This is a genomic window from Alphaproteobacteria bacterium, assembly GCA_005883305.1.
Classification (GTDB): Bacteria; Pseudomonadota; Alphaproteobacteria; order Sphingomonadales; family Sphingomonadaceae; genus Allosphingosinicella.
This window is the reverse complement of record VBAC01000002.1, coordinates 218,037-237,975: the sequence shown is the minus strand read 5'-3', so window position 1 is coordinate 237,975 and position 19,939 is coordinate 218,037. Positions and strand designations below refer to the sequence as shown.

The following is a 19,939-nucleotide window of genomic DNA, read 5'->3' as shown; positions in this document are numbered from 1 at the left end:
CGCGCCCGTGTGACGGCGTTTGTGGGCGGGGATCGGTGGAGGCTCATGAGACTCGAACTCGACCATAGCTCGCTCACGGCGCTGAGACGGCAGACGGGCGCCTATGCGGTCGTCAGCGACGCCGACGACCGTGTGCTGCTCGTCCGCGCCGGCAACGGGCGCTTCTATCTGCCGGGCGGCCGGGTCGAGCCGTTCGAGACTGCGGAAGAAGCGGTTCGGCGCGAGATCGAGGAGGAATGCGGCTGGTCGGCCCGGATCACCGGGCGGCTGGGCGCGGCGGCTCAGCCGATCTTCGGCGGGGCCGTGATGCTCGACTCGAGCTACTGGAGCGCCGAACTCGTCAACCTCGTCCACGAGGAGCCGGAGCATCTGATGCTGTGGACTCCGCGAAGCGAAGCCGCGTCGCGGGTCCACCGCGCGGGCGATGCGAACGCCATTCTCGGAAAGATGGTGCCCAGGGGCGGGATCGAACCACCGACACCGTGATTTTCAGTCACGTGCTCTACCAACTGAGCTACCTGGGCGTATCCGCTCGATGCGCGGAAGCGGCGCTATAGAGGCGCTCAGCGCTCGCTGTCCAGCCCGTCCTCGCCATTCGGCAAAGTCTCCGGACCGGCCGGCGGGCCGGGCACGCGATAGCCGTCGCCGAGCCATTTCAAAAGGTCGCGGTCCTTGCAGCCGCGCGAACAGAAGGGCTTGTGCGCGGGCTCGGCCGGCTTGCCGCACAAGGGGCAGGACTCAGCTTTGGACGGTCTGGACATGGCCGGCGGATATGGCGAGGCCCGGCTGGGCCCGCAAGACGATCTCGCCGCCGGTCCGGCGCGCAAGCGCCTTCAGCCAGTCCGGCCGCTCCTCGAGGAACGCGACCAGGCGGGGCGTGGCATTGAGGGCGACGGCACCGGTTTCGCGCCCGGCACGGCGCAGGAGCGCGCGCGCGGTGGCCGCCACGGGATCGCCCTGGACCAGCTCCGGGATGCTCGGCCGTTCCCGGCGCCGGACGATCTGAAGGAAGCCGAAGCCGTTCACCGCCGTGCGCTCGAAGGGCTGGGGGAGAATGCCGTCGACCGCCGCCGCGGCCCGCTGGCGCCTCTCGCGGGGCAGAGTGGGAAGGTCGATCCCGATTGATCCCGTTATGCCCAGCCGTCGTATCGCCTTCGCCGCCGCTTCCGCCCCGACTTCGGCCAGCTCCTCCGCCGGAAGGCTGCCGTCGACGTCGAACAGGGTCATTGCCGGCGTGACGCTCATCCGCAGGGCGCCGCCGGGAAAGGCGATTTCGCCGGTCCGCGCCTGCTCGAGAAGCTCGGACCAGCCCGCCTGCTCGAACAGGTCGAGGCGGTGCGCGGGAAGGGCAGGGGATCCGACGCGGTCAGCGAGAGACGGCCCGGCCCGAAACGCCAGCTCGGTCGGGCGGACCTTCGGCGGCTTGGGACGGCCTCGCTCGGGGATCGTCTCGCGCAGCACCTCGGCGCGGAATGCCGCCCCTTCGCTCAGCCTGCCGACCGGCGAGACCATCGCCTCGGTTCCGTCCTCCAGCGTGGCGCTCCCCGCGGCGCTGGATAGCCTCGCCGGGACCACCGCTCCGGCGCGCAGACCGGGCAGCTCGATCGCGGCTTCGACGATCTCGCCGCCCTCGACGAGGATCGCGCGGTTCTCGCCGATCCCTTCCTCGTAGAGCCACTCAGCCAAGCGGATAGCCCGCCGCTCGGAGCAGGGCGCGGGTTTCGAACAGGGGCAGCCCCATCACGCCCGAGAAGGAGCCGGACAGCGCGCGGATCAGCGCCTCGGCGCGGCCCTGGATCGCGTAGCCGCCCGCCTTTCCGTGCCATTCGCCGCTCGCGAGATAGGCGGAGAGCTCGTCCTCGCTCAGCCGCTTGAAGGTAACGATCGAGGTGGAGAGGCGGTGCCGGGCGCGGCCTTCGGCGTCGATCAGGTTCACGGCGCTGTAGACCCGGTGCCGGCGGCCCGAGAGATGCAAGAGCGCGGCGCGCGCTTCGGCTTCCGTCTCCGTCTTGGGCAGGATGCGACGGCCGGCGGCGACCACGGTGTCGGCGGCGAGGACGAGCGCGCCTCCTTCGCGCACCGCCTCGGCCTTGGCCGCGGCGATTCGCCGCGCATAGGGGATGGGAAGCTCGCCCTTGAGCGGAGTCTCGTCGATCTCGGCGGGAGTGACCGCATCGGGGGTCACGCCGATCCGCGCAAGCAGATCGAGCCGTCGGGGCGAGGCGGAGGCGAGGATCAGCCGCATGATGCGGGCCTACGCTTATTTGAAGCGGTAGGTAATCCGGCCCTTGGTAAGGTCGTAGGGCGTCAGCTCGACCAGCACCTCGTCGCCGGTCAGCACGCGGATCCGGTTCTTGCGCATCTTGCCGGCGGTGTGGCCGAGGATCTCGTGGCCGTTCTCGAGCTTAACGCGGAACATTGCGTTGGGCAGAAGCTCGACCACCTGCCCGCGCATCTCGAGAAGCTCTTCCTTGGCCATTCAAATCCCTGGGGTCCAAAAAATGCGGGGAGGCCTTAGCCGCTCGCCGCAAAAATGCAAAGCCGGGCCCTAGCGGGTTCCCGACGCCGCGATCCGCGCCACCGCGGGAGCGGGCGGCGGGCCGGCAGGATTGTGCCGCGCGAGGAAGGATTCGACCCGGCGCATCCAGTCGGCCGCTTCCGGAGCGTCGCTGAAACCATGGCCCGATTTGGGGAAGAAGACGGATTCGACCGGCGTCGGGTTGCGCCCCAGCGCGCGCACGAACCGGTGGCCCTGGTCTACCGGCACGGTCGGGTCCTGCTCGCCATGGCCGAGCAGCAACGGCACGCGAAGCATCTCAGGGTGCCGAAGCGGCGATATCGCGTTGAGGTCCAGCCGCTCCTCGCCCTGCAGCTGAAGGCGAAGCTCGCGGGCATAGCGGCGGGCGAGGAAGAAGCGGCTGTCGTGATGGAGCATGGCGCGAAGGTCGGTCGGCCCGGCGAAGCTGATCGCGCAGCGATAGCGATCCGGGCTGCGCATCGCGCCCCAGATCGCCGCATAGCCGCCGTAGGAGCTGCCCATGATGCAGGCGCGGCGGGGATCGGCGATGCCCTCGCGGACCAGCCAGTCCATGCCATCCTCGATGTCGTTGAGCATCCCCCCGCCCAGCTGGCCGTAGCCGCGCTCGACAAAGCTGCGGCCGTAGCCGGTGGAGCCGCGGAAATTGGGCTGAAGAACCGCATAGCCGCGGCTGGCGAGGAACTGGACTTCGGGATCGAACGACCAGCTGTCGCGGAAGAAAGGGCCGCCGTGCGGCAGGACGATCAGCGGCAGGTCGCGCTCGCCGCGCCCGGGCGGCAGCGTCAGATAGCCGCGGATGGTGAGGCCGTCCCGGCTCTGGTAGCTGACCGGGCGGACCGGCGCGAAGCCGCGTCCGACGAGATTGTCGTAGGGGCTGGCGAAAATCTCCATTCGCCGCGCCGCCTGGTCGAACACATAATAGGTGCCGGGATCGTCGGCGGCGGACGAGAAGATCAGCACCCGGTTGCCGTCGCGGCTTCGGTTGACGATCGAATTGGTGTGGTCGGGCAGGCTGCGGTCGATCCTGGCCTGAAGCCGCTCCATGTCCTGGTTCAGCCAGCGCACGCGCGGACGATCGTCCTCGTAGACGACTCCGTCGAGCCGGCCGTCGGTCCCGTAGATCGCGCGCGTGACGTCGACGTCCGGGTGGGAAAAGAGCGCGGCGCCGCGCGTGTCGGTGGCGAAATCGTAGTCGTAGACCGCAAAGCGCCCGGTTTCGGCATTGGTGACGATGGTCCCCCGGCTGGTGTTGGTGACGAAGCGGACAGCGTCGATCACGCTGTCGTCCTCCAGGTTGCGATGAGTTTCGACGAGCGCCAGCGGCGCGGTCGCCGAGCTGCGATAATAGATACGGGTGCGCCGCTCGCCGTAATCGACGCCGACCCGGACCACCCCCTCGCTGTCCGCGAACCAGCTGTAGACGCCGCGCTGACCGGGCTGAACCACGGTCGTCGCCCCGCTCTCGAGGTCCACGCGCACCACGCTGGGCGGGCGATCGAACCGCTCCCCGTTCGAAAGCAGCACGTAGCGGCCGGCCCGGTCGATGAAGATCAGCTCCTGCAGGAAGCCCGCATCCGAGCCGAGCGGGGTGAGCTTGCCGGAGATCAGGTCGAAGCTCTGAATCCGCTGCAGGCGGAGGGGCACAAGCTCGCCTGGGCCGGCGATGACGATCGTCGTGCCGGTGGTGACGAGCAGCTTGGTGTCGCTCGCCCAGACGAACGATTCGCTACCGCTTACCGCGATCTGCTGGGGGACCTGCTCGGCGCCCTCGCCAAGCGTCCAGATGGCGATGCCCTCGGTGCCGTCATGCGACACCCGGCCGGCGATTCGGCGCCCGTCGGGCGACAGCAAGGCGTCCGAGAGGAACGGGAGCCGGGCGAAATCCTCGATCGACACCTGCGGCGAGGGCGTCGCGGCGGATGGCGGCGCCTTGCCGCGCTCGGGCGGCTGCTGCGCGCCGAGCGGCGTCCAGACGGTCAGCAATGCCGCGCAGATCAGCGCGGAAAAGCGCTTCGGCACCGATGCAAGTCCCCCCGAAACACGATAAGCCCGTGCGGCAAGCGCTGTAAAGACAAGAAAAAGCCCGCCGGACCGAAGTCCGGCGAGCCTTTTTCGCGACCTATTCGAAACGATCAGCCGGCGTGGCCGGCCAGAGCCGCGAGCAGAAGCAAAGCGACGATGTTGGTGATCTTGATCATCGGGTTCACCGCCGGGCCGGCGGTGTCCTTGTAAGGATCGCCGACCGTGTCGCCGGTCACCGCGGCCTTGTGGGCCTCGGATCCCTTGCCGCCGTAATTGCCGTCCTCGATATACTTCTTGGCGTTGTCCCAAGCGCCGCCGCCCGAGGTCATCGAGATGGCGACGAACAGGCCGGAGACGATCACGCCGAGAAGCATGGCGCCGAGCGCCGCGAAGCCCTCTTCCTTGCCGGCCACCTGGGCGATGATGAAGTAAACCGCGATCGGGCTCAGCACCGGCAGAAGCGAGGGAGCGATCATCTCCTTGATCGCCGCCTTGGTCACGATGTCGACCGTGCGCCCGTAATTCGGGCGGCTGGTGCCCTCCATGATCCCCGGATTCTCGCGGAACTGGGCGCGGACGTCCTCGACCACCGAGCCCGCGGCCCGGCCCACGGCGGTCATTCCGAGCGCTCCGAACAAATAGGGCAGCAACGCGCCGAGCAGAAGGCCGACGATGATGTACGGATTGCTGAGCGAGAAGTTGACCGGGCCGGTCAGGCCGAGCTGGGCCTGGTAATGTTCGAGGTCGGTCGTGTAGGCGCCGAACAGGACGAGCGCGGCGAGCGCGGCCGATCCGATCGCATAGCCCTTGGTCACCGCCTTGGTGGTGTTGCCCACCGCGTCGAGCGCGTCGGTGCGGTGGCGGACCTCGTCTTCGAGGCCGGCCATCTCGGCGATGCCGCCGGCATTGTCGGTGACCGGGCCGTAGGCGTCGAGGGCGACGACCATTCCGGCCAGAGCGAGCAGCGAGGTCGCCGCGAAGGCGACTCCGAGGATTCCGGCGATCTGGAAGGTCGCGATCACCGCGATGACGATCACCAGCGTCGGCAAAGCGGTCGATTCGAGGCTGATCGCCAGGCCCTGGATGACGTTGGTGCCGTGGCCGGTGGCCGAGGCTCGGGCGATCGACTTGACCGGGCGATAGTTGGTGCCGGTGTAATATTCGGTGATCCACACGAGCAGCCCGGTGACGGCGAGGCCGATCATCATGCACAGGAACAGGCTCTGGCCGGTGAATTCCTTGCCGAGGTCCATCGAATCGGCGGCGGCCGGCAAGGTACCGATCACAGCGCTCATGTCGCCGGCGAACGAGCCGGTCAGCGTATAGGCCGTGGCGAGCCAGATGGCCGGGATCGACAGGACCACGGTCAGCCAGAAGCCCTTGTAGAGAGCGCCCATGATCGACTGGCTCTTGCCGAGGCGGACGGCATAGGTGCCGACGATCGAGGTGATGATGCACACGCCGCCGACGATCAGCGGCAGCGACATCATCCGCGTCAGCATCTCCGTGTCGAGGTTGCTGAGCAGAAGCGCGATCGAGACCATGGTCAGGCCGATGGTGACGACGTAGGTCTCGAACAGATCGGCGGCCATTCCGGCGCAGTCGCCGACATTGTCGCCGACATTGTCGGCGATGACGGCCGGGTTGCGGGGATCGTCCTCGGGGATTCCGGCCTCGACCTTGCCGACCAGGTCGGCGCCGACGTCGGCGGCCTTGGTGAAGATGCCGCCGCCGAGACGCGCGAAGATCGAGATGAGCGAGGCGCCGAAGGCGAGCGCGGTGAGCGCGGCGATGATCGTTCGCCGATCCTCCTCCGCGGCGAGGCTGAGCCCGCCGGGACCGGTGAGATACCAGAAGATTCCGGCGATCGAGAGCAGGCCGAGGCCCGCCACGAGCATTCCGGTGATCGCGCCCGAGCGGAAGGCGAGCGTCAGGCCGCCCTGGAGCGAGCCGCGCGCGGCCTCCGCGGTGCGGACGTTCGCGCGAACCGAGATGTTCATGCCGACATAGCCGGCGGCGCCCGAGAGGATCGCTCCGATCAGGAAGCAGATCGTCGAAAGCCCGCCGAGCGTGAAGAACAGGATCACCGCGACGACCACGCCGACGATGGCGATGGTGGTGTACTGGCGGCCGAGATAGGCCTTGGCGCCTTCCTGGATGGCTTCGGCGACGGCGACCATGCGCTCGTTGCCGGGCGAGGCGCGCAGCACCTGCGCGCTGGTGATGATGCCGTAAAGCACGGCGATGATGCCGCAGCCTATGGCAATGAGCACGACGGTCATGAAATCGTCCTTCCCCTGAACTGGACTTGATCCGGCGCTGATCGCCCGAACGGGCGCGCCGCAATGGCGCGCTCCTTAGGGTGGATGGAAAAAGGTTTCAACCGGTCGAAGGGTTCCCTCGGCCATGCTCGTAACCGAGCCGCCCGGGGAGCGGAACCGCGAGCCCCTTCTCGGTGAGGGTCAGCCCGGCGCCTTCGACGAAGCGGCCGATGCGCGTGAAGGGCAGGCCGATCTCCTCGGCCAGGGCGAGCACGGCCGCGGCGCGGCCCGGCGCGAGCGCGAAGAGCAGCTCGTAATCGTCGCCCGCCGTCACGGCCTCCGTCGCGGTTCCGGCGAAGGAGGGGGATCGCGGCACCGAGTCCAGCGCGATCTCGACGCCGCATTCGCTCGCCGCCGCCATTCGCGAGGTGTCGATCAGGAGCCCGTCCGAGACGTCCATCATCGCGCTCACCAGCGGCGCCAGGCGCTGCCCGGCCTCGAGGCGCGGGCGCGGCGTTCGGTAGCGCTCGATCAGCGCCGGCGCGTCCTCGCCCGCACGGAGCGCCTTCAGGCCCGCGCCGGCATCGCCGATCGTGCCGCTGACCCACAAGGCATCGCCCGCCGCGGCGCCGGCGCGCGAGGGGACCGGCCCCGCGGCCTGCCCGAGCGCGGTCAGGCCGAGCACGCGCGAGGGCGCGGAGACGCTGTCGCCGCCAAGCAGCGGGATGCCGAAGGCCGCGAGCGCGGCGCCGAGGCCGACGGCGAACGCCCGGTCCCATTCCTCGTCGCCGAGGGTGAAGCCGAGCAGCACGCCGATCGGCCGAGCGCCCTTGGCGGCGAGATCGGAAAGGTTCACCGCGACCAGCTTCCAGGCCACGTCGGCGGGCGGATCGTCCGGCAGATAGTGGACCCCCTCGACGATCATGTCGTGGGTCAGCACCAGCGCGCCGTCCCCCATCTGCAGCACCGCCGCGTCGTCGATCAGGTCGCGGGCCGCGGGGTGGGTGGCGATCGCGCGCAGCGTGTCGATGAAGGCGGATTCACTCACGAAGATCCTCCCCGTCCCGGGGAGGATCTGAGGTCACGCCCTCACCTCCCGGGCGATGGCGTCGAGGAGGCCGTTGACGAAGCCGGTCTCGCGGGCGTCGTAGAAGGCCTTGGCGACGTCGACATATTCGCTGATCACCGAGGCGGTCGGCACGTCGGCGCGTGCGGCGAGCTCGTAGGCGCCGGCGCGAAGGATGGCCTTCATCGGCTTGTCGAGCCGGGCGAGCGACCAGCCCTGCGCGAGGCGCCCCGCGATGAGCGCGTCGATCTCCCCGCGCCGGGCGTCGGCGCCCTTGACCACGTCGTCGAAGAAATCGACCTCGGCGTCGGCATATTCGACCTCGTCGATCGTCGCGCCGAGCCGGTGGTGGTGGAATTCGTGGAGCAGGGTGGCGATCGGCGTGCCTTCCATCTCCTGCTGGTAGAGCGCCTGGACGGCGGCGAGCCGGGCGGCGGAGCGGGATTGCGAGCGCTTGGGGGAGGTGGCCATGTGCGGCCCCTTAGCTCATCCGGCCTCGGCCACGAAATCCCGGATTGCGGCGATCACCGGCCCGGGCTGCTCCCAAGGAACGAAATGGCCCGCGTCGGGCACGGTGACGATGCGCAGATCGTCGACCAGAGCATCCAAGCCTTCGAGCTGAATCGGGAGCAGGGCGACGTCCTTCAGCGCCCAGACGACCAGGGTCGGCTGGGTCACGTGGGGGAAGGGAAGCAGGGTCCAGGCCGGGGCGCCGGCCTCCTCGCCCGGCTCCGGCACGACGATCTCGCTCGCCCGGTACCAGTTGAGCATCGCGGTCATCGCGCCCGGCTGGCTCCAGTCGTCGAGATAGGCCTGGCGCTCCTCCGGCGGCAGGCGGGAGATATCGGCATGACTGGCGAAGGTCCTGGCGAAGAAGGCCTCGTAGCCCATTGCCGCGATGCCCTGCTCCATCGCCGGGTTGCGGAAGGCGCGGATATATTGCGAGGCGGCGCGCTGGGCCGAGTCCTCGATCAGCGTCTTCTGGAAGATCAAAGGGTGGGGCGCGTTGACGATCGCCAAGCGCCGAACGCGGTCCGGGTGCTTGAGCGCCGCAAGCCAGGCGACCGCGCCGCCCCAATCGTGGCCGACGAGCGTGAAGCGGCCGATGCCCAGCGCGTCGGCGAGGGCGATCAGATCCTCGACGATGCGGTCGGTCCTGTAATTCTCGACGCCCTCCGGCTTGTCCGACGCGCCGAAGCCGCGCTGGTCGGGTGCGACGACTCGAAAATCGCGGGCCAGCGCGGGCGCCACCTCGCGCCACGTCCGGTGCGATTCGGGGAAGCCGTGGAGGAGGACGATCGGCTCTCCATTCTCCGGCCCGCCGGTCTGAACGTTGAGCGCGACTCCGGTGGGGAGGGGGATGCGGGTGAGGGCGAGCGTGCTCACGGATAGCTCACCGTCTTCACCACCTCGGGGAGGGGAATGAACTCGTCATGGTCGTCGGGGGGCAAGGTAAAGCGGCCGGCCTTCCAGTCTTCCTTGGCCTGGTTGATCCGTTCGCGGCGCGAGGAGACGAAGTTCCAGAAGACGTGGCGCGGCCCGTCCAGCGGGGCGCCGCCGCAGAGCATCACCCGGCCGCCTCTCTCCGATCGAAGCGTGGCTCGAATGCCGGGGCGCAGCACGTAGAGCGTCGCAGGTTCGAGGTGCTGGCCGTCCAGGCTGGCCTCGCCCTCGGCGACGTAGAGGCCGCGCTCCTCGGCCTCGGGATCGACCGGCATCGCGCCGCCCGCGGCCAGATGGATGTCGGCATAGATGGTCGGGCTGTGACAGGTGACTGGCGCGGTCTCGCCCCAGAGCGTTCCCATGACGATCCGGGCGCGGACTCCATCCCCCTCGACCAAAGGCAGATCGGCCTTGGGCACATGCTCGAAGGCGGCGTCCATCTCCTCCTTGGCCGCGGGCAGGGCGAGCCAGGTCTGGATGCCGCTGAGCTCGGGCCCGTCCGGACGAAGCGCCGCCGGCGAACGCTCCGAGTGGGTGATCCCCTTGCCCGCGGTCATCAGATTGACCGCGCCCGGCTCGATCGTGGCGAAGGTGCCGAGCGAATCGCGGTGGTCGATCGCCCCGGCGAAGAGATAGGTGACGGTGGCGAGGTTGATGTGCGGGTGCGGGCGCACGTCGATTCCGGCGCCCGGATCGAGCTTCGCCGGCCCCATCTGGTCGAAGAAGATGAACGGCCCGATCGTCGTGCGCTCGCGATGCGGCAGCGTGCGATGGACCTTGAACCCGCCGAGATCGTGAGTCGTGGGCAGCAAGGTCTGGAGGAACAGCTCGTCATCCGTCATGTTCGAACGCCCGGCGGAAGCGTTGGAAGTTTCCGAAGTTTCCGCTCCCTAAGAACGAAAAAATTGAACCTTCCGCAAGGACGCATCCCACTTCCGGATCGACATGTCCTGCGCGCGTCCATCGGCATAGCGGAACAGATGAAATCCTGTTTTGCAAGGGCCAAGGCTCACTCCCCCGGCGCCCGAGCCCTGATCGCCAGAGCGTGGACCCGCTCCTTCATCAGGTCGCCGAGCGCGGCGTTGACCGCGCGCTGGCGCTCGAGGCGCGTCATGCCGGCGAACCGGGCCGCCTCGATCTCTACAGTGAAATGGCTTTCGCCGGAGCCGTCGTCGCCCGCATGGCCGCGGTGCCTGGCCGAATCGTTGGTCACGCACAGGCTGGCCGGAGCGAGCGCGGCGGTGAGGCGTTGCTCGATTTCGCGGGCGACTGATCCGGTTAAAGGCGCACTCATTCGCGCCTATATAGTGAGGTCGCGAAGGAAAGGGAGTTGGCATTGGCCAGCGCAGGCAGGAAATTCCACGGACGGGTCGAGGGACGGGCGGCGCATTGCGCGCACCCCGGATGCGACGCGCCGGGAGAATTCCGAGCGCCCGGAGTCCACGGCCCCGATTTCGACGGACCGGGCGAGTGGCGCTGGCTCTGCCTCGATCATGTCCGCGAGTTCAACGCCGGCTACAATTGGTTCGAGGGGATGACGGCGGAAGAGATCAGCGAGGCGCAGACGCCCTATGGCGGCTGGGAGCGCGAGACCCGCGCGTTCGGCACGGCCGGCGCCTCGCCGCCGCCGCGCTGGGCCGATTTCGTCGATCCTCTCGACGCGATCGGCGCCCGCTTCCGCTCCCGTCAGGCCGGGGAGCGCAGGGACGGCAAGCCGTTGAGCGAAGGCGACCGGCGCAACCTGCGGACCATGGGACTCGGCCTGGACGCCGACCGAAAGGCGCTCCGCACCCGCTATGCGGAGCTGCTCCGCCGCTACCATCCGGACCACAATGGCGGCGACCGCGGCCACGAGAAAGCGTTGCAGCAGGTGATCGAGGCTTATACGGCGCTCAAAGGACGACCGATATTCGCGTGACGCGGGTCCTTCGATACGGGCCTTCGCCAAGCTCAGTCCCTACTCAGGATGAGCGGGTGGGAGATTGATCGGACCGGATCCGCTCATCCTGAGGAGCCGGTGAGCTTGTCGAACCGGTGTCTCGAAGGACGCATCGAAGGACGGAATTTCGAGAAAAACCATGGCAGACATTCCCAACGTGAACCCCGACAGCCGCGCCGCGACGGTGATGGACGCGCCCGACCGGATGGCGAAGGTGCGCGACCTGTTCGGAGTCGATTCGGACATGGAGGTGCCGGCTTTCTCCGAAGCCGACGAGCGCGTGCCGGACCTCGATCCGGCCTACGTCTTCGATCCCGACACGACGCTGGCGATCGCCGCGGGCTTTTCGAAGAACCGCCGGGTGATGGTCCAGGGCTATCACGGCACCGGCAAGTCGACCCATATCGAGCAGGTCGCGGCAAGGCTCAACTGGCCGCTGATCCGGATCAACCTCGACGCCCATATCAGCCGGATCGACCTGGTCGGCCGCGACGCGATCGTCCTTCGCGACGGGCAGCAGGTGACCGAGTTCCGCGAGGGTCTCCTGCCCTGGGCTCTGCAGACGCCCACCGCTTTGGTGTTCGACGAATATGATGCGGGCCGGCCCGACGTGATGTTCGTCATCCAGCGCGTGCTCGAGACCGAGGGCAAGCTGACCCTGCTCGACCAGAACCGGGTGATCCGCCCGCATCCCTATTTCCGGCTGTTCGCGACGACCAACACGGTCGGCCTCGGCGATACGACCGGCCTCTATCACGGTACCCAGCAGATCAACCAGGGCCAGATGGACCGCTGGAACATCGTCGTCACACTCAACTATCTGCCGGCCGAGACCGAGGCGCGGATCGTGCTGGCCAAGTCGGGCGAATACGACCACGAGGGCGGCCGCGCCGAGGTCGAGCGGATGATCAAGGTCGCGGAGCTCTCGCGCCAGGGCTTCGTCAACGGCGACATCTCGACGGTGATGAGCCCCCGCACCGTGATCAGCTGGGCGCAGAACGCGCTCATCTTCGGCGACGTCGGCTTCGCCTTCCGCCTCACCTTCCTTAACAAGTGCGACGAGGCCGAGCGGGCGACCGTGGCCGAATATTACCAGCGCGTGTTCGGCAAGGATCTGCCCGAGAGCGTGGTGGGGGCGGCTTGATCGCCCCTCTCCCATTTGGGGAGAGGGAGGGGCCCGCCGCGAAGCGGTGGGAGGGTGAGGGCCCGAACTTCGCCCGCTCTTGCCCTCACCCCCCCATTGCTGGCGCAATGGGTCCCCCCCTCTCCCTAAATGGGAGAGGGTAGGTGGCCGAGGACAATCCGCTCGAATCCTTCCGCCAGGCGCTTGCCGGGGCGACTCGGGCGATGGCGCGGGATTCCGAGGTCGAGCTCGGCTTCACCAGCGACGTTCCCGGAATCAGCGGCAAGAGCGTCAAGGCGCCGATGCCGGGGCGGACGATCGGCGCGCGCGAGGCGGCGGAGGCGCGGGGCTTCGCCGACGCTGCGGCGCTGCGGCTGCGGCACCACAATGAGCGGATGCATGCGCGCCACGCGCCCGGGGACGAGGTGGCGCGATCGGTGTTCGACGCGGTCGAGCAGGCGCGGGTCGAGGCGCTCGGCGCCCGTGGCATGGCCGGGGTGCGCGCGAACCTCGGCCACCTCGCCGAGCTGCGCCTGCGCACCGACCCGCTGGTCCGGGCGCGCAGCCGGGAGGAGGTGCCCCTGGGCTCCGCGCTCGGGCTGATCGCGCGCGAGCGGCTGACGGGCGAGGCGCCGCCCGAGGCCGCGCGCGAGGGGATCGCCTTCGTCGCCGAGTGGATCGAGGAAAAAGCCGGGGCCGACCTCGACGCGCTCGGCCTCGCCATCGACGACCAGCAGGCCTTCGCCGCGCTTGCGACCAAGCTGCTGCGCGACCTCGATCTGATCGAGGGCGAGGCCGACGCCGATCTCGATCCCGACTCGGCCGACGAAGGCGAGGGCGACGACGAAGCCGAGGGCGCCCGGGACGACGAAAGCGACCAGGAGGATGAGGGCAGCGGCCGCGGCGAGGCCGAGATCCGTGGGGAAGCCGAGCAGGAAGGAGACGAGAGCAGCGAGCAGGACTGGTCGGAAGAGGAGATGGGCGAATCGGCCGACGCGCTCGGCGAGGAGGGCGAGGAGGGGATGCTCCCGGTCCGTCCGAACCGGCCCGTCTCCGATCTGCCGCCGAAATTCGACTACCGGGTGTTCACCGAGCAATATGACGAGGAGGTCGTCGCCGCCGAATTGTGCGACGAGGAGGAGCTCGGGCGGCTGCGCTCCTATCTCGACCAGCAGCTCGTCCACCTCCAGAGCGCGGTGACCAAGCTCGCCAACCGGCTTCAGCGGCGGCTGATGGCCCAGCAGTCGCGCTCATGGGATTTCGATCAGGAAGAGGGGCTGCTCGACGTCGCGCGGCTCGCCAGGGTGATCGTCAATCCGGCCCAGTCGCTGTCCTACAAGGTCGAGCGTGAGACCGAGTTCCGCGACACGGTCGTCAGCCTGCTGCTCGACAATTCGGGCTCGATGCGCGGGCGGCCGATCTCGATCGCCGCGATCAGCGCCGACATCCTCGCCCGGACGCTCGAGCGCTGCGGCGTGAAGGTCGAGATCCTCGGCTTCACGACGCGGGCGTGGAAGGGCGGCCAATCGCGCGAGAAATGGCTCGCCGACGGCCGGCCGCCGCAGCCGGGCAGGCTCAACGACCTCAGGCACATCATCTACAAGCAGGCTGACGAGCCATGGCGGCGGGCGCGCAAGAGCCTCGGCCTTATGATGCGCGAGGGGCTGCTCAAGGAGAATATCGACGGCGAGGCTTTGTTATGGGCGCACAACCGGCTGATCGGCCGGGTCGAGGAGCGCAAGATATTGATGGTCATCTCGGACGGCGCCCCGGTCGACGATTCGACGCTCAGCGTGAACAGCGGCACCTATCTCGAGCGGCACCTGCGCCAGGTGATCGGCTGGATCGAGGCGCGATCGCCGGTCGAGCTGATCGCCATCGGCATCGGCCACGACGTCACCCGCTACTATCAGCGGGCAGTGACGATCATGGACGCCGAGCAACTCGGCGGAACGATGGTCGAGCAGCTGGCGGGGCTGTTCGACAAGGAATAGGGCGTCCGCAATTATCCGCTTATCCTGAGGAGGGACTGAGCCTGACGAAGGCCCGTCTCGAAGGACCGTCCTTCGAGACGCCGTTTCGACAAGCTCAACGGCTCCTCAGGATGAGCGAGAAGAATGCGGGACCGATCGCATCGAATCGCATAAAAGCAAGGGCCGGCCGCCCGAAAGGCGACCGGCCCGTCCTCGACACTCCTTCGAGGCGTTCGGGATTTAGTAGCGGCAGTTGTAGCCGTTGCCGCTGCTGCGATCGATCTCGCGGCCGGCGAGGGCGCCGGCGGCGCCGCCGACGATCGCGCCGATCGCGCGGTCGCCGCGGCCGGCGACCTGGCTGCCGAGCAGACCGCCGGCGATGGCGCCGATGATCGTTCCGGTCGAGCCGTTGTTGCAGCGATAGCCGTAATTGTAGTTGTAGCGGCCCTGGTAGTAGGTCCGGCCGTTATAGGAATTGTAGGGGTTGTAGCCGTTGTAATAACGCTGGTTGTAGCGCTGGGCGTAGCGCGGATCGACGTAGCGCCCATTGTAGCCATAGCCCTGGTTGTAATAGCCGTAGCTCTGGGCTTCGGCAGCGGCGGGCATCACCGTCAGGGCCGAGGCGGCGACGGCGGCGGAAATGGCGATCTTCTTGAACATGGTTCCAACTCCTCTGTCTTTGCGGCCGGCAGGCAGAAAAAAACCAATCCGGCCAGCGACATGACGCTCTTATGCAGCGATTCGCTTGAGCCTCGACTGAATGCGCCCGTCAGGAATCGTTCATGATTCTTCGGAGTTTTCCTGAACAGATCTGGCTGTCGCGGCCGAAGCGGATCGCGTTCGTGCTCGCCGCCTTCCTGATGCTCGCGACGTTCATCGCCCGGCCGCCTCCCGCACCTCCGCCCGGCCCGGCGCTCGCCGAGCTCACGGCCATGCCCGTCCCGCTCGACGCCGGCGATCCCGCCCGCCGCCGCGTCGGGGCGCTCGACTATCTGGGGGGGTGGGCGCTGACCAGCGATTCGCCGCGCTTCGGCTCGATCTCGGCGATGCAGGTGTCGAGCGGGCGAGTGACCGCGCTCGGCGACGCCGGGACGATCATGCTGTTCGCAGTGCCCAGCGGCGCCGTCCGCGAGCCCGTCCGCCTGCTTCCGCTTCCAAGCGGCCCGGGGCCCGCGACGCGCAAATCCAACCGCGACACCGAATCGCTGGTCCTCCATGGACCCTGGCTGTGGGTTGGGTTCGAGAAGCACAACATGATCTGGCGCTACCGGCGATCGGACCTTCGGGCAGCGAGCGCGGCGCGCCCGCCACCGATGCGCCGCTGGCTGGCCAATGCCGGCCCTGAGGCGATGGTGCGCCTCGCCGGCGGGCGATTCCTCGTCTTCGCGGAAGGATCCAGCGGAGCGGAGAGGACCAGCGAGGCGGTGCTGTTCGAGGGCGATCCGTCCGACCCCGCGACCCGCTCAGCCCGGCTCCGCTACGTCCGCGTGCCCGGCTACCGGATCACCGACGCCGCCCTGCTGCCCGACGGGCGCCTGCTGCTGCTCAACCGGCGATTCGCCTTGTTCGAGGGCGTTTCGGCGGTGCTCAGCGTTGCCGACCTGACGGGCCTTCGCGCCGGAGGGACCATAGAGGGGCGCGAGATCGCGACGCTTCGCCCGCCCTTGACGGTCGACAATATGGAGGCGCTCAGCGTGACGGTCGAGAACGGCCGGACGATCCTGTGGATCGCCTCCGACGACAATTTCTTCCCGCTGCAGCAGACGCTGCTGCTGAAGTTCGCCCTAGTCGAATGAGCGCAATGAGGAGTCATCCCCGACTTTCGTCGGGATGACTCGGGAAGTGTTAGGCCGCCGCGGCTTCCGACTGCTTCTTGACGATCTCGCGCTTCAGACGGCGGACGTTCAGGCTGAGCTTGTCGTCGTTCGTCTTGAGCAGCCAATTGTCGAGGCCGCCGACATGCTCGACCGAGCGGAGGCCGCTCATCGAGACGCGCAGCTTGACGCCGCGCTCGAGCGTGTCGGAGATCAACGTCACGTTCTGCAGATTGGGCAGGAACGTGCGCTTGGTCTTGTTGTTGGCGTGGGAAACGTTGTTACCCACCAGCCGGCCCTTGCCGGTCAGTTCGCAAATACGCGACATTTCAATCTCTTCCTGGAATGGGCGGCCTTCGAGGCCAACCGGAAACCGGGCGCGGATAGCCGCACCGGGGCCGTTCGTCAACCGCGAGCGCCCCCGCCGGGCTCCGGGGATCGTTGCGGGAAGGCAACCAATCTGCCATCCCCTCGTTCACCTGGAAACGTCGAACCCCGCGAGGTCCCCTATGCTGCGCACGCTCCTTCTGCTCATCGCCTTCGTCGTCGTGCTCGTCATGGCGCTGATCTGGACCGGCTATATCAATCTCAATCGCCACGCGGACGGCTCCGTGTCGATCGACGCCAAGTCGGTCGCGGTCGGAACGACCACCACCAACGTGCAGGTTCCTGTGGTCCGCACCGAGACGCGCCAGGTCGAAGTGCCGAACGTCGCCGTGACCAACGGACAGGAAAACGCGCAATAACGGCCTTCCCACTGCCCGATGGAATGCGCCTCGCGCTCGGCGAGGCGAGGGCGGCGGCCCAGGACGGCGAGGTTCCGGTCGGCGCGGTGGTGATTCGCGCCGGCGAAGTGCTCGCCGTCGGCCGCAACCGAATGCGCGATTCGAACGACCCCACGGCTCATGCCGAGATCGTCGCGATCCGCGCGGCGGCGCAGGCGATCGGCGACTGCCGGCTCGACGGCTGCGACCTGTGGGTAACACTGGAGCCCTGCGCGATGTGCGCGGGGGCGATCGCTTTGGCGCGAATCTCGCGCCTCTATTTCGGCGCCGCCGATCCCAAGGGCGGCGGCGTGCTCCACGGAGCCCGGTTCTTTTCCCAGCCGACCTGTCACCATGTTCCGGAAGTCTATCCCGGCATCGGCGAAGACGAGGCCGCCGGCCTGTTGCGCGATTTCTTCAAGGGCCGGCGATGACGCGGTCCGCGCCGCCGAACTTGTCGGGACCGGAGCTTCGCGGCTAGGAGGGCCGCAACGCCATGCCGCCTTCCCCTCCGCTCGCACCCTATCCCTGGCTGGACGTGGTCATCATCCTCGTCCTGGTGGCTCTCAACGGCGTCTTCGCCATGTCCGAGCTGGCGATCGTTTCGTCGCGCAAGACACGGCTGAAGGCGATGGCGCGCGCGGGACGGCGCGGCGCGCAGACCGCGCTCGATCTCGCCGCCGACCCGGGACGCTTCCTGTCCACCGTCCAGATCGGAATCACCCTGATCGGGATCCTCGCCGGCGCTTATTCGGGCGCCAGCCTCGGCGGGCCCACGGGCGATCGCCTGGCCATGCTCGGGATCAGGCCCGACACGGCTCAGACGCTGGGTTTCGCGCTGGTCATCTTCGTCACCACCTACGCTTCGCTGGTGATCGGAGAGTTGGTGCCCAAGCAATTCGCCCTTCGCTCGCCCGAGCCGATCGCCGTCACCGTCGCACTTCCGATGCGCTGGCTGAGCCGTGCGACCGCGCCCTTCGTGTGGCTGCTCGACAAGACCAGCAGCCTGATCTTCCGCCTCCTTCGGATGAACCGCGAATCGGAGGATCACGTCACCGCCGAGGACCTCCAGCTGGTCGTGGCCGAGGCGGCGACGGCGGGCGTGCTCGAGGAAAGCGAGCGGGCCTTGATCTCGAGCGTCGTGCGCCTCGCCGACCGGCCGACTCGCGAGGTGATGACCCCGCGCACCGAAGTCTCATGGATCGACGCCGACGCGGGGCAGGAGACCATCCGGCAGAAGCTGATCGAGGCGCCGCACAACCGAATCCCGGTGGCCGAGGGGTCGGTCGACCGGCTGATCGGAGTCGTCCAGGCGCGCGACGTCGTGTCGTGCCTGCTCAAGGACCAGGCGATCGACCTTCGCGCGCTGATGAAGACGGCGCCGATCGTTCCCGACCAGATCGACGCGATGGACGCGATGACCGTGCTTCGCGACAGCGAGGTGCCGATGGCCTTCGTCCATGACGAATACGGCCATTTCGAAGGGATCGTGACTCCGGGCAACCTGCTCAACGCGCTCGCCGGCAAGTTCCTTTCGGCGACCGACTTCGACACCGATCCGCCGCTCGTCGAGCGCGAGGACGGCAGCTGGTGGGTGTCGGGCTCGGTCTCGGCCGATGCGATGGCCGACGCCTTGTGCCTCAACCTGCCCGACGACCGCGACTATGCCACCGCCGCGGGCTTTGCTCTGTCGGTGCTCAAGCACCTGCCCGAGGTGGGCGAGCGCTTCACCTACCGCGGCTGGCAGTTCGAGATATCGGACATGGACGGGCGCAAGATCGACAAATTGCTGGCGAGCGAGGCGAAACGGGGGCGGCGGGGGTAGGGTGCAATGGAACCGGCCTTACACGCTCATCCTGAGGAAGGACCGAACTCGGCGATGAGGGCTCACTTTGAGATTACAGCGGTCTAGCCGCCCAGCTTGCCGAACCTCTCCTCGAAGCGGTCCGTGTCGCCGCGCGCAAGCAGATCGGCCTGCTCGATCACGCGGTCGCGCGCGAGGCGGCCCTGGAACGGTCCGAGCCGCTCTTCCAGATGCGCGGCCTCGTTGGCGTTCAGGCCGGCGAGCTGGTCGTAACGGGTGATTCCGAGTTCACCCAAGCGCGCGACGAACTTGGGGCCGACGCCCTTGAGGCGGGTGAGATCGTCGGCCGGACCGTCGTTCTGCGGGCGGGTGTGGACTCCGAGCACCTCGTCGGCGACGTCGGTGGCGGCGGCGGCGACCTCGTCGGCGACCCCGGCGCCCTCCTTCGCGGGCGGCTTCATATAGGGCCGCTCCGTGCTTGCGACATAAGGCTCGCCTTCGCGCTTGCGCTCGATCTTCGGCGCGCGGCGCGGGCGCATGACCAGAAAGGAGAGGATCAGCACCGCCAGGATTGCGACGGCGACGATGATCGTGGTGTTTGAGGTCATGACGGGTTCGAATCCTCAGGTCTGGCTTCGGGGGCGGCGCGGCGCGCGAACATCCAGCGGCCGGTGGCGATTCCGATCACCAGCGCGACGGCAAGGGTGACGAGGTTGAACTGGGCGAGAGCGAGCATGAGCCTAGTCTCCCAGGAACGAATTTTTCTTGGCCCGGCCGAACAGCAGCCGGCCGATGCCGACGCCGATCAGATAGGCGATCGCCACGAGGATCAGGGTTTCAGCGAGCAACGGCATTGGCGGCCTCCGGATTCGCGCAACAGTCGCTTTCGTCCCAATGCACTCCGGACACGCCGGGGATCGCTCGAATGCGGTCGTTGAGGCCGGGGAACTGGCCTTGCCCCTCGCGCTGAAATTCGTTCGCCTCGCCGCTCAGGATTGCCTGGCGGGTAAGCGGATCGTGCGGGAATCGGGCCCGAACGTTGGGCAGCTCCGCCTGACGGATGACCTGCTGGGCTTGCGCGTCCAGGGCGCCGACGAAGGCTTCGCCCTGGCCGAGCGGGCCGTGGCCGATCCATCCGGCGAGCAGGGCGGCGGCGAGGCCGATCAGGAATTTGGCGTAGCGCGGCATGTC

23 protein-coding genes and 1 tRNA gene are annotated in these 19,939 nt (G+C 68.2%); 8 read left to right on the top strand and 16 right to left on the bottom strand.

Features of this window, described 5'->3' with window-relative positions; translation table 11 throughout:
• Positions 1–45: 45 nt before the first annotated feature.
• Positions 46–486, top strand: a complete 441-nt coding sequence (locus E6G92_14340; GenBank protein TMJ17626.1) for an NUDIX domain-containing protein — start codon at positions 46–48, stop codon at positions 484–486.
• Here E6G92_14340 and E6G92_14335 read toward each other — a convergent pair.
• The 12 genes from E6G92_14335 to E6G92_14280 all read right to left on the bottom strand — a co-directional run bounded on the left by E6G92_14335 (position 449) and on the right by E6G92_14280 (position 10,625).
• Positions 449–524: transfer RNA gene (locus tag E6G92_14335), tRNA-Phe, on the bottom strand. The two genes, E6G92_14340 and E6G92_14335, sit on opposite strands and share 38 nt — an antisense overlap.
• Positions 525–563: 39 nt before the next feature.
• The gene (gene yacG / locus E6G92_14330) at positions 564–761 is read right to left on the bottom strand and encodes a DNA gyrase inhibitor YacG (GenBank protein ID TMJ17488.1); all 198 of its coding nucleotides are present in this window, start codon (positions 759–761) and stop codon (positions 564–566) included.
• Positions 739–1,686, bottom strand: a complete 948-nt coding sequence (locus E6G92_14325) for a ribonuclease (GenBank protein TMJ17487.1) — start codon at positions 1,684–1,686, stop codon at positions 739–741. Before E6G92_14325 ends, yacG begins: the two co-directional genes overlap by 23 nt.
• The gene (gene maf, locus E6G92_14320; GenBank protein ID TMJ17486.1) at positions 1,679–2,245 is read right to left on the bottom strand and encodes a septum formation protein Maf; all 567 of its coding nucleotides are present in this window, start codon (positions 2,243–2,245) and stop codon (positions 1,679–1,681) included. Before maf ends, E6G92_14325 begins: the two co-directional genes overlap by 8 nt.
• Before the next feature lie 15 nt (positions 2,246–2,260).
• On the bottom strand, positions 2,261–2,479 hold the full coding sequence (infA, locus tag E6G92_14315) for a translation initiation factor IF-1 (GenBank protein TMJ17485.1): 219 nt from the start codon (positions 2,477–2,479) through the stop codon (positions 2,261–2,263).
• 69 nt (positions 2,480–2,548) lie between these two features.
• Positions 2,549–4,558: a S9 family peptidase gene (locus E6G92_14310; GenBank protein TMJ17484.1), complete on the bottom strand. Its 2,010-nt coding sequence runs from the start codon at positions 4,556–4,558 to the stop codon at positions 2,549–2,551.
• Between the two features lie 113 nt (positions 4,559–4,671).
• Positions 4,672–6,843 (bottom strand): sodium-translocating pyrophosphatase, encoded by a 2,172-nt coding sequence (locus E6G92_14305; protein ID TMJ17483.1) that lies wholly within the window; start codon positions 6,841–6,843, stop codon positions 4,672–4,674.
• Positions 6,844–6,940: 97 nt separating this feature from the next.
• Positions 6,941–7,870, bottom strand: coding sequence for a thiamine-phosphate kinase (thiL, locus tag E6G92_14300; GenBank protein TMJ17482.1), 930 nt, complete (start codon positions 7,868–7,870; stop codon positions 6,941–6,943).
• Between the two features lie 33 nt (positions 7,871–7,903).
• The gene (gene nusB, locus E6G92_14295) at positions 7,904–8,359 is read right to left on the bottom strand and encodes a transcription antitermination factor NusB (GenBank protein TMJ17481.1); all 456 of its coding nucleotides are present in this window, start codon (positions 8,357–8,359) and stop codon (positions 7,904–7,906) included.
• 15 nt (positions 8,360–8,374) lie between these two features.
• Entirely contained in the window at positions 8,375–9,274 is a 900-nt protein-coding gene (locus E6G92_14290; protein TMJ17480.1) for an alpha/beta hydrolase, read from the bottom strand.
• Entirely contained in the window at positions 9,271–10,173 is a 903-nt protein-coding gene (locus E6G92_14285) for a pirin family protein (GenBank protein ID TMJ17479.1), read from the bottom strand. The genes E6G92_14290 and E6G92_14285 overlap by 4 nt, the downstream gene beginning before the upstream one ends.
• 167 nt (positions 10,174–10,340) lie before the next feature.
• Positions 10,341–10,625 carry a BolA family transcriptional regulator gene (locus tag E6G92_14280; protein TMJ17478.1) on the bottom strand — a complete coding sequence of 95 codons (285 nt, stop codon included), beginning with the start codon at positions 10,623–10,625 and terminating at the stop codon, positions 10,341–10,343.
• 36 nt (positions 10,626–10,661) lie between these two features.
• On the opposite strand from E6G92_14280, the gene E6G92_14275 reads away from it, so the two are divergent.
• The 3 genes from E6G92_14275 to cobT all read left to right on the top strand — a co-directional run bounded on the left by E6G92_14275 (position 10,662) and on the right by cobT (position 14,387).
• On the top strand, positions 10,662–11,249 hold the full coding sequence (locus tag E6G92_14275) for a J domain-containing protein (GenBank protein TMJ17477.1): 588 nt from the start codon (positions 10,662–10,664) through the stop codon (positions 11,247–11,249).
• Positions 11,250–11,409: 160 nt separating this feature from the next.
• Positions 11,410–12,414: a cobaltochelatase subunit CobS gene (gene cobS / locus E6G92_14270; protein ID TMJ17476.1), complete on the top strand. Its 1,005-nt coding sequence runs from the start codon at positions 11,410–11,412 to the stop codon at positions 12,412–12,414.
• A gap of 143 nt (positions 12,415–12,557) precedes the next feature.
• Positions 12,558–14,387 (top strand): cobaltochelatase subunit CobT, encoded by a 1,830-nt coding sequence (cobT, locus tag E6G92_14265; GenBank protein ID TMJ17475.1) that lies wholly within the window; start codon positions 12,558–12,560, stop codon positions 14,385–14,387.
• A gap of 219 nt (positions 14,388–14,606) precedes the next feature.
• Here the strand turns inward: cobT and E6G92_14260 are convergent, their stop codons facing one another.
• Positions 14,607–15,026 (bottom strand): glycine zipper 2TM domain-containing protein, encoded by a 420-nt coding sequence (locus tag E6G92_14260; protein TMJ17474.1) that lies wholly within the window; start codon positions 15,024–15,026, stop codon positions 14,607–14,609.
• 122 nt (positions 15,027–15,148) lie between these two features.
• Here E6G92_14260 and E6G92_14255 point away from each other — a divergent pair, with 122 nt between their 5' ends.
• Complete coding sequence (locus E6G92_14255; GenBank protein ID TMJ17473.1) at positions 15,149–16,162, top strand: esterase-like activity of phytase family protein; 1,014 nt, start codon at positions 15,149–15,151, stop codon at positions 16,160–16,162.
• A gap of 49 nt (positions 16,163–16,211) precedes the next feature.
• Here E6G92_14255 and E6G92_14250 read toward each other — a convergent pair whose 3' ends face one another.
• Positions 16,212–16,508, bottom strand: coding sequence for a 50S ribosomal protein L28 (locus tag E6G92_14250; GenBank protein ID TMJ17472.1), 297 nt, complete (start codon positions 16,506–16,508; stop codon positions 16,212–16,214).
• A 181-nt stretch (positions 16,509–16,689) separates the two neighbouring features.
• Here E6G92_14250 and E6G92_14245 point away from each other — a divergent pair, with 181 nt between their 5' ends.
• From E6G92_14245 to E6G92_14235, 3 genes are all read left to right on the top strand, one after another.
• Positions 16,690–16,926, top strand: coding sequence for a hypothetical protein (locus E6G92_14245; GenBank protein TMJ17471.1), 237 nt, complete (start codon positions 16,690–16,692; stop codon positions 16,924–16,926).
• 23 nt (positions 16,927–16,949) lie between these two features.
• Complete coding sequence (locus E6G92_14240) at positions 16,950–17,378, top strand: nucleoside deaminase (GenBank protein TMJ17470.1); 429 nt, start codon at positions 16,950–16,952, stop codon at positions 17,376–17,378.
• A 62-nt stretch (positions 17,379–17,440) separates the two neighbouring features.
• Entirely contained in the window at positions 17,441–18,769 is a 1,329-nt protein-coding gene (locus E6G92_14235; GenBank protein ID TMJ17469.1) for an HlyC/CorC family transporter, read from the top strand.
• 83 nt (positions 18,770–18,852) lie between these two features.
• Here E6G92_14235 and E6G92_14230 read toward each other — a convergent pair whose 3' ends face one another.
• Both E6G92_14230 and E6G92_14225 read right to left on the bottom strand, forming a co-directional pair.
• Positions 18,853–19,356 carry a hypothetical protein gene (locus tag E6G92_14230; protein TMJ17468.1) on the bottom strand — a complete coding sequence of 168 codons (504 nt, stop codon included), beginning with the start codon at positions 19,354–19,356 and terminating at the stop codon, positions 18,853–18,855.
• A gap of 229 nt (positions 19,357–19,585) precedes the next feature.
• On the bottom strand, positions 19,586–19,936 hold the full coding sequence (locus E6G92_14225; GenBank protein TMJ17467.1) for a hypothetical protein: 351 nt from the start codon (positions 19,934–19,936) through the stop codon (positions 19,586–19,588).
• Positions 19,937–19,939: the final 3 nt, after the last annotated feature.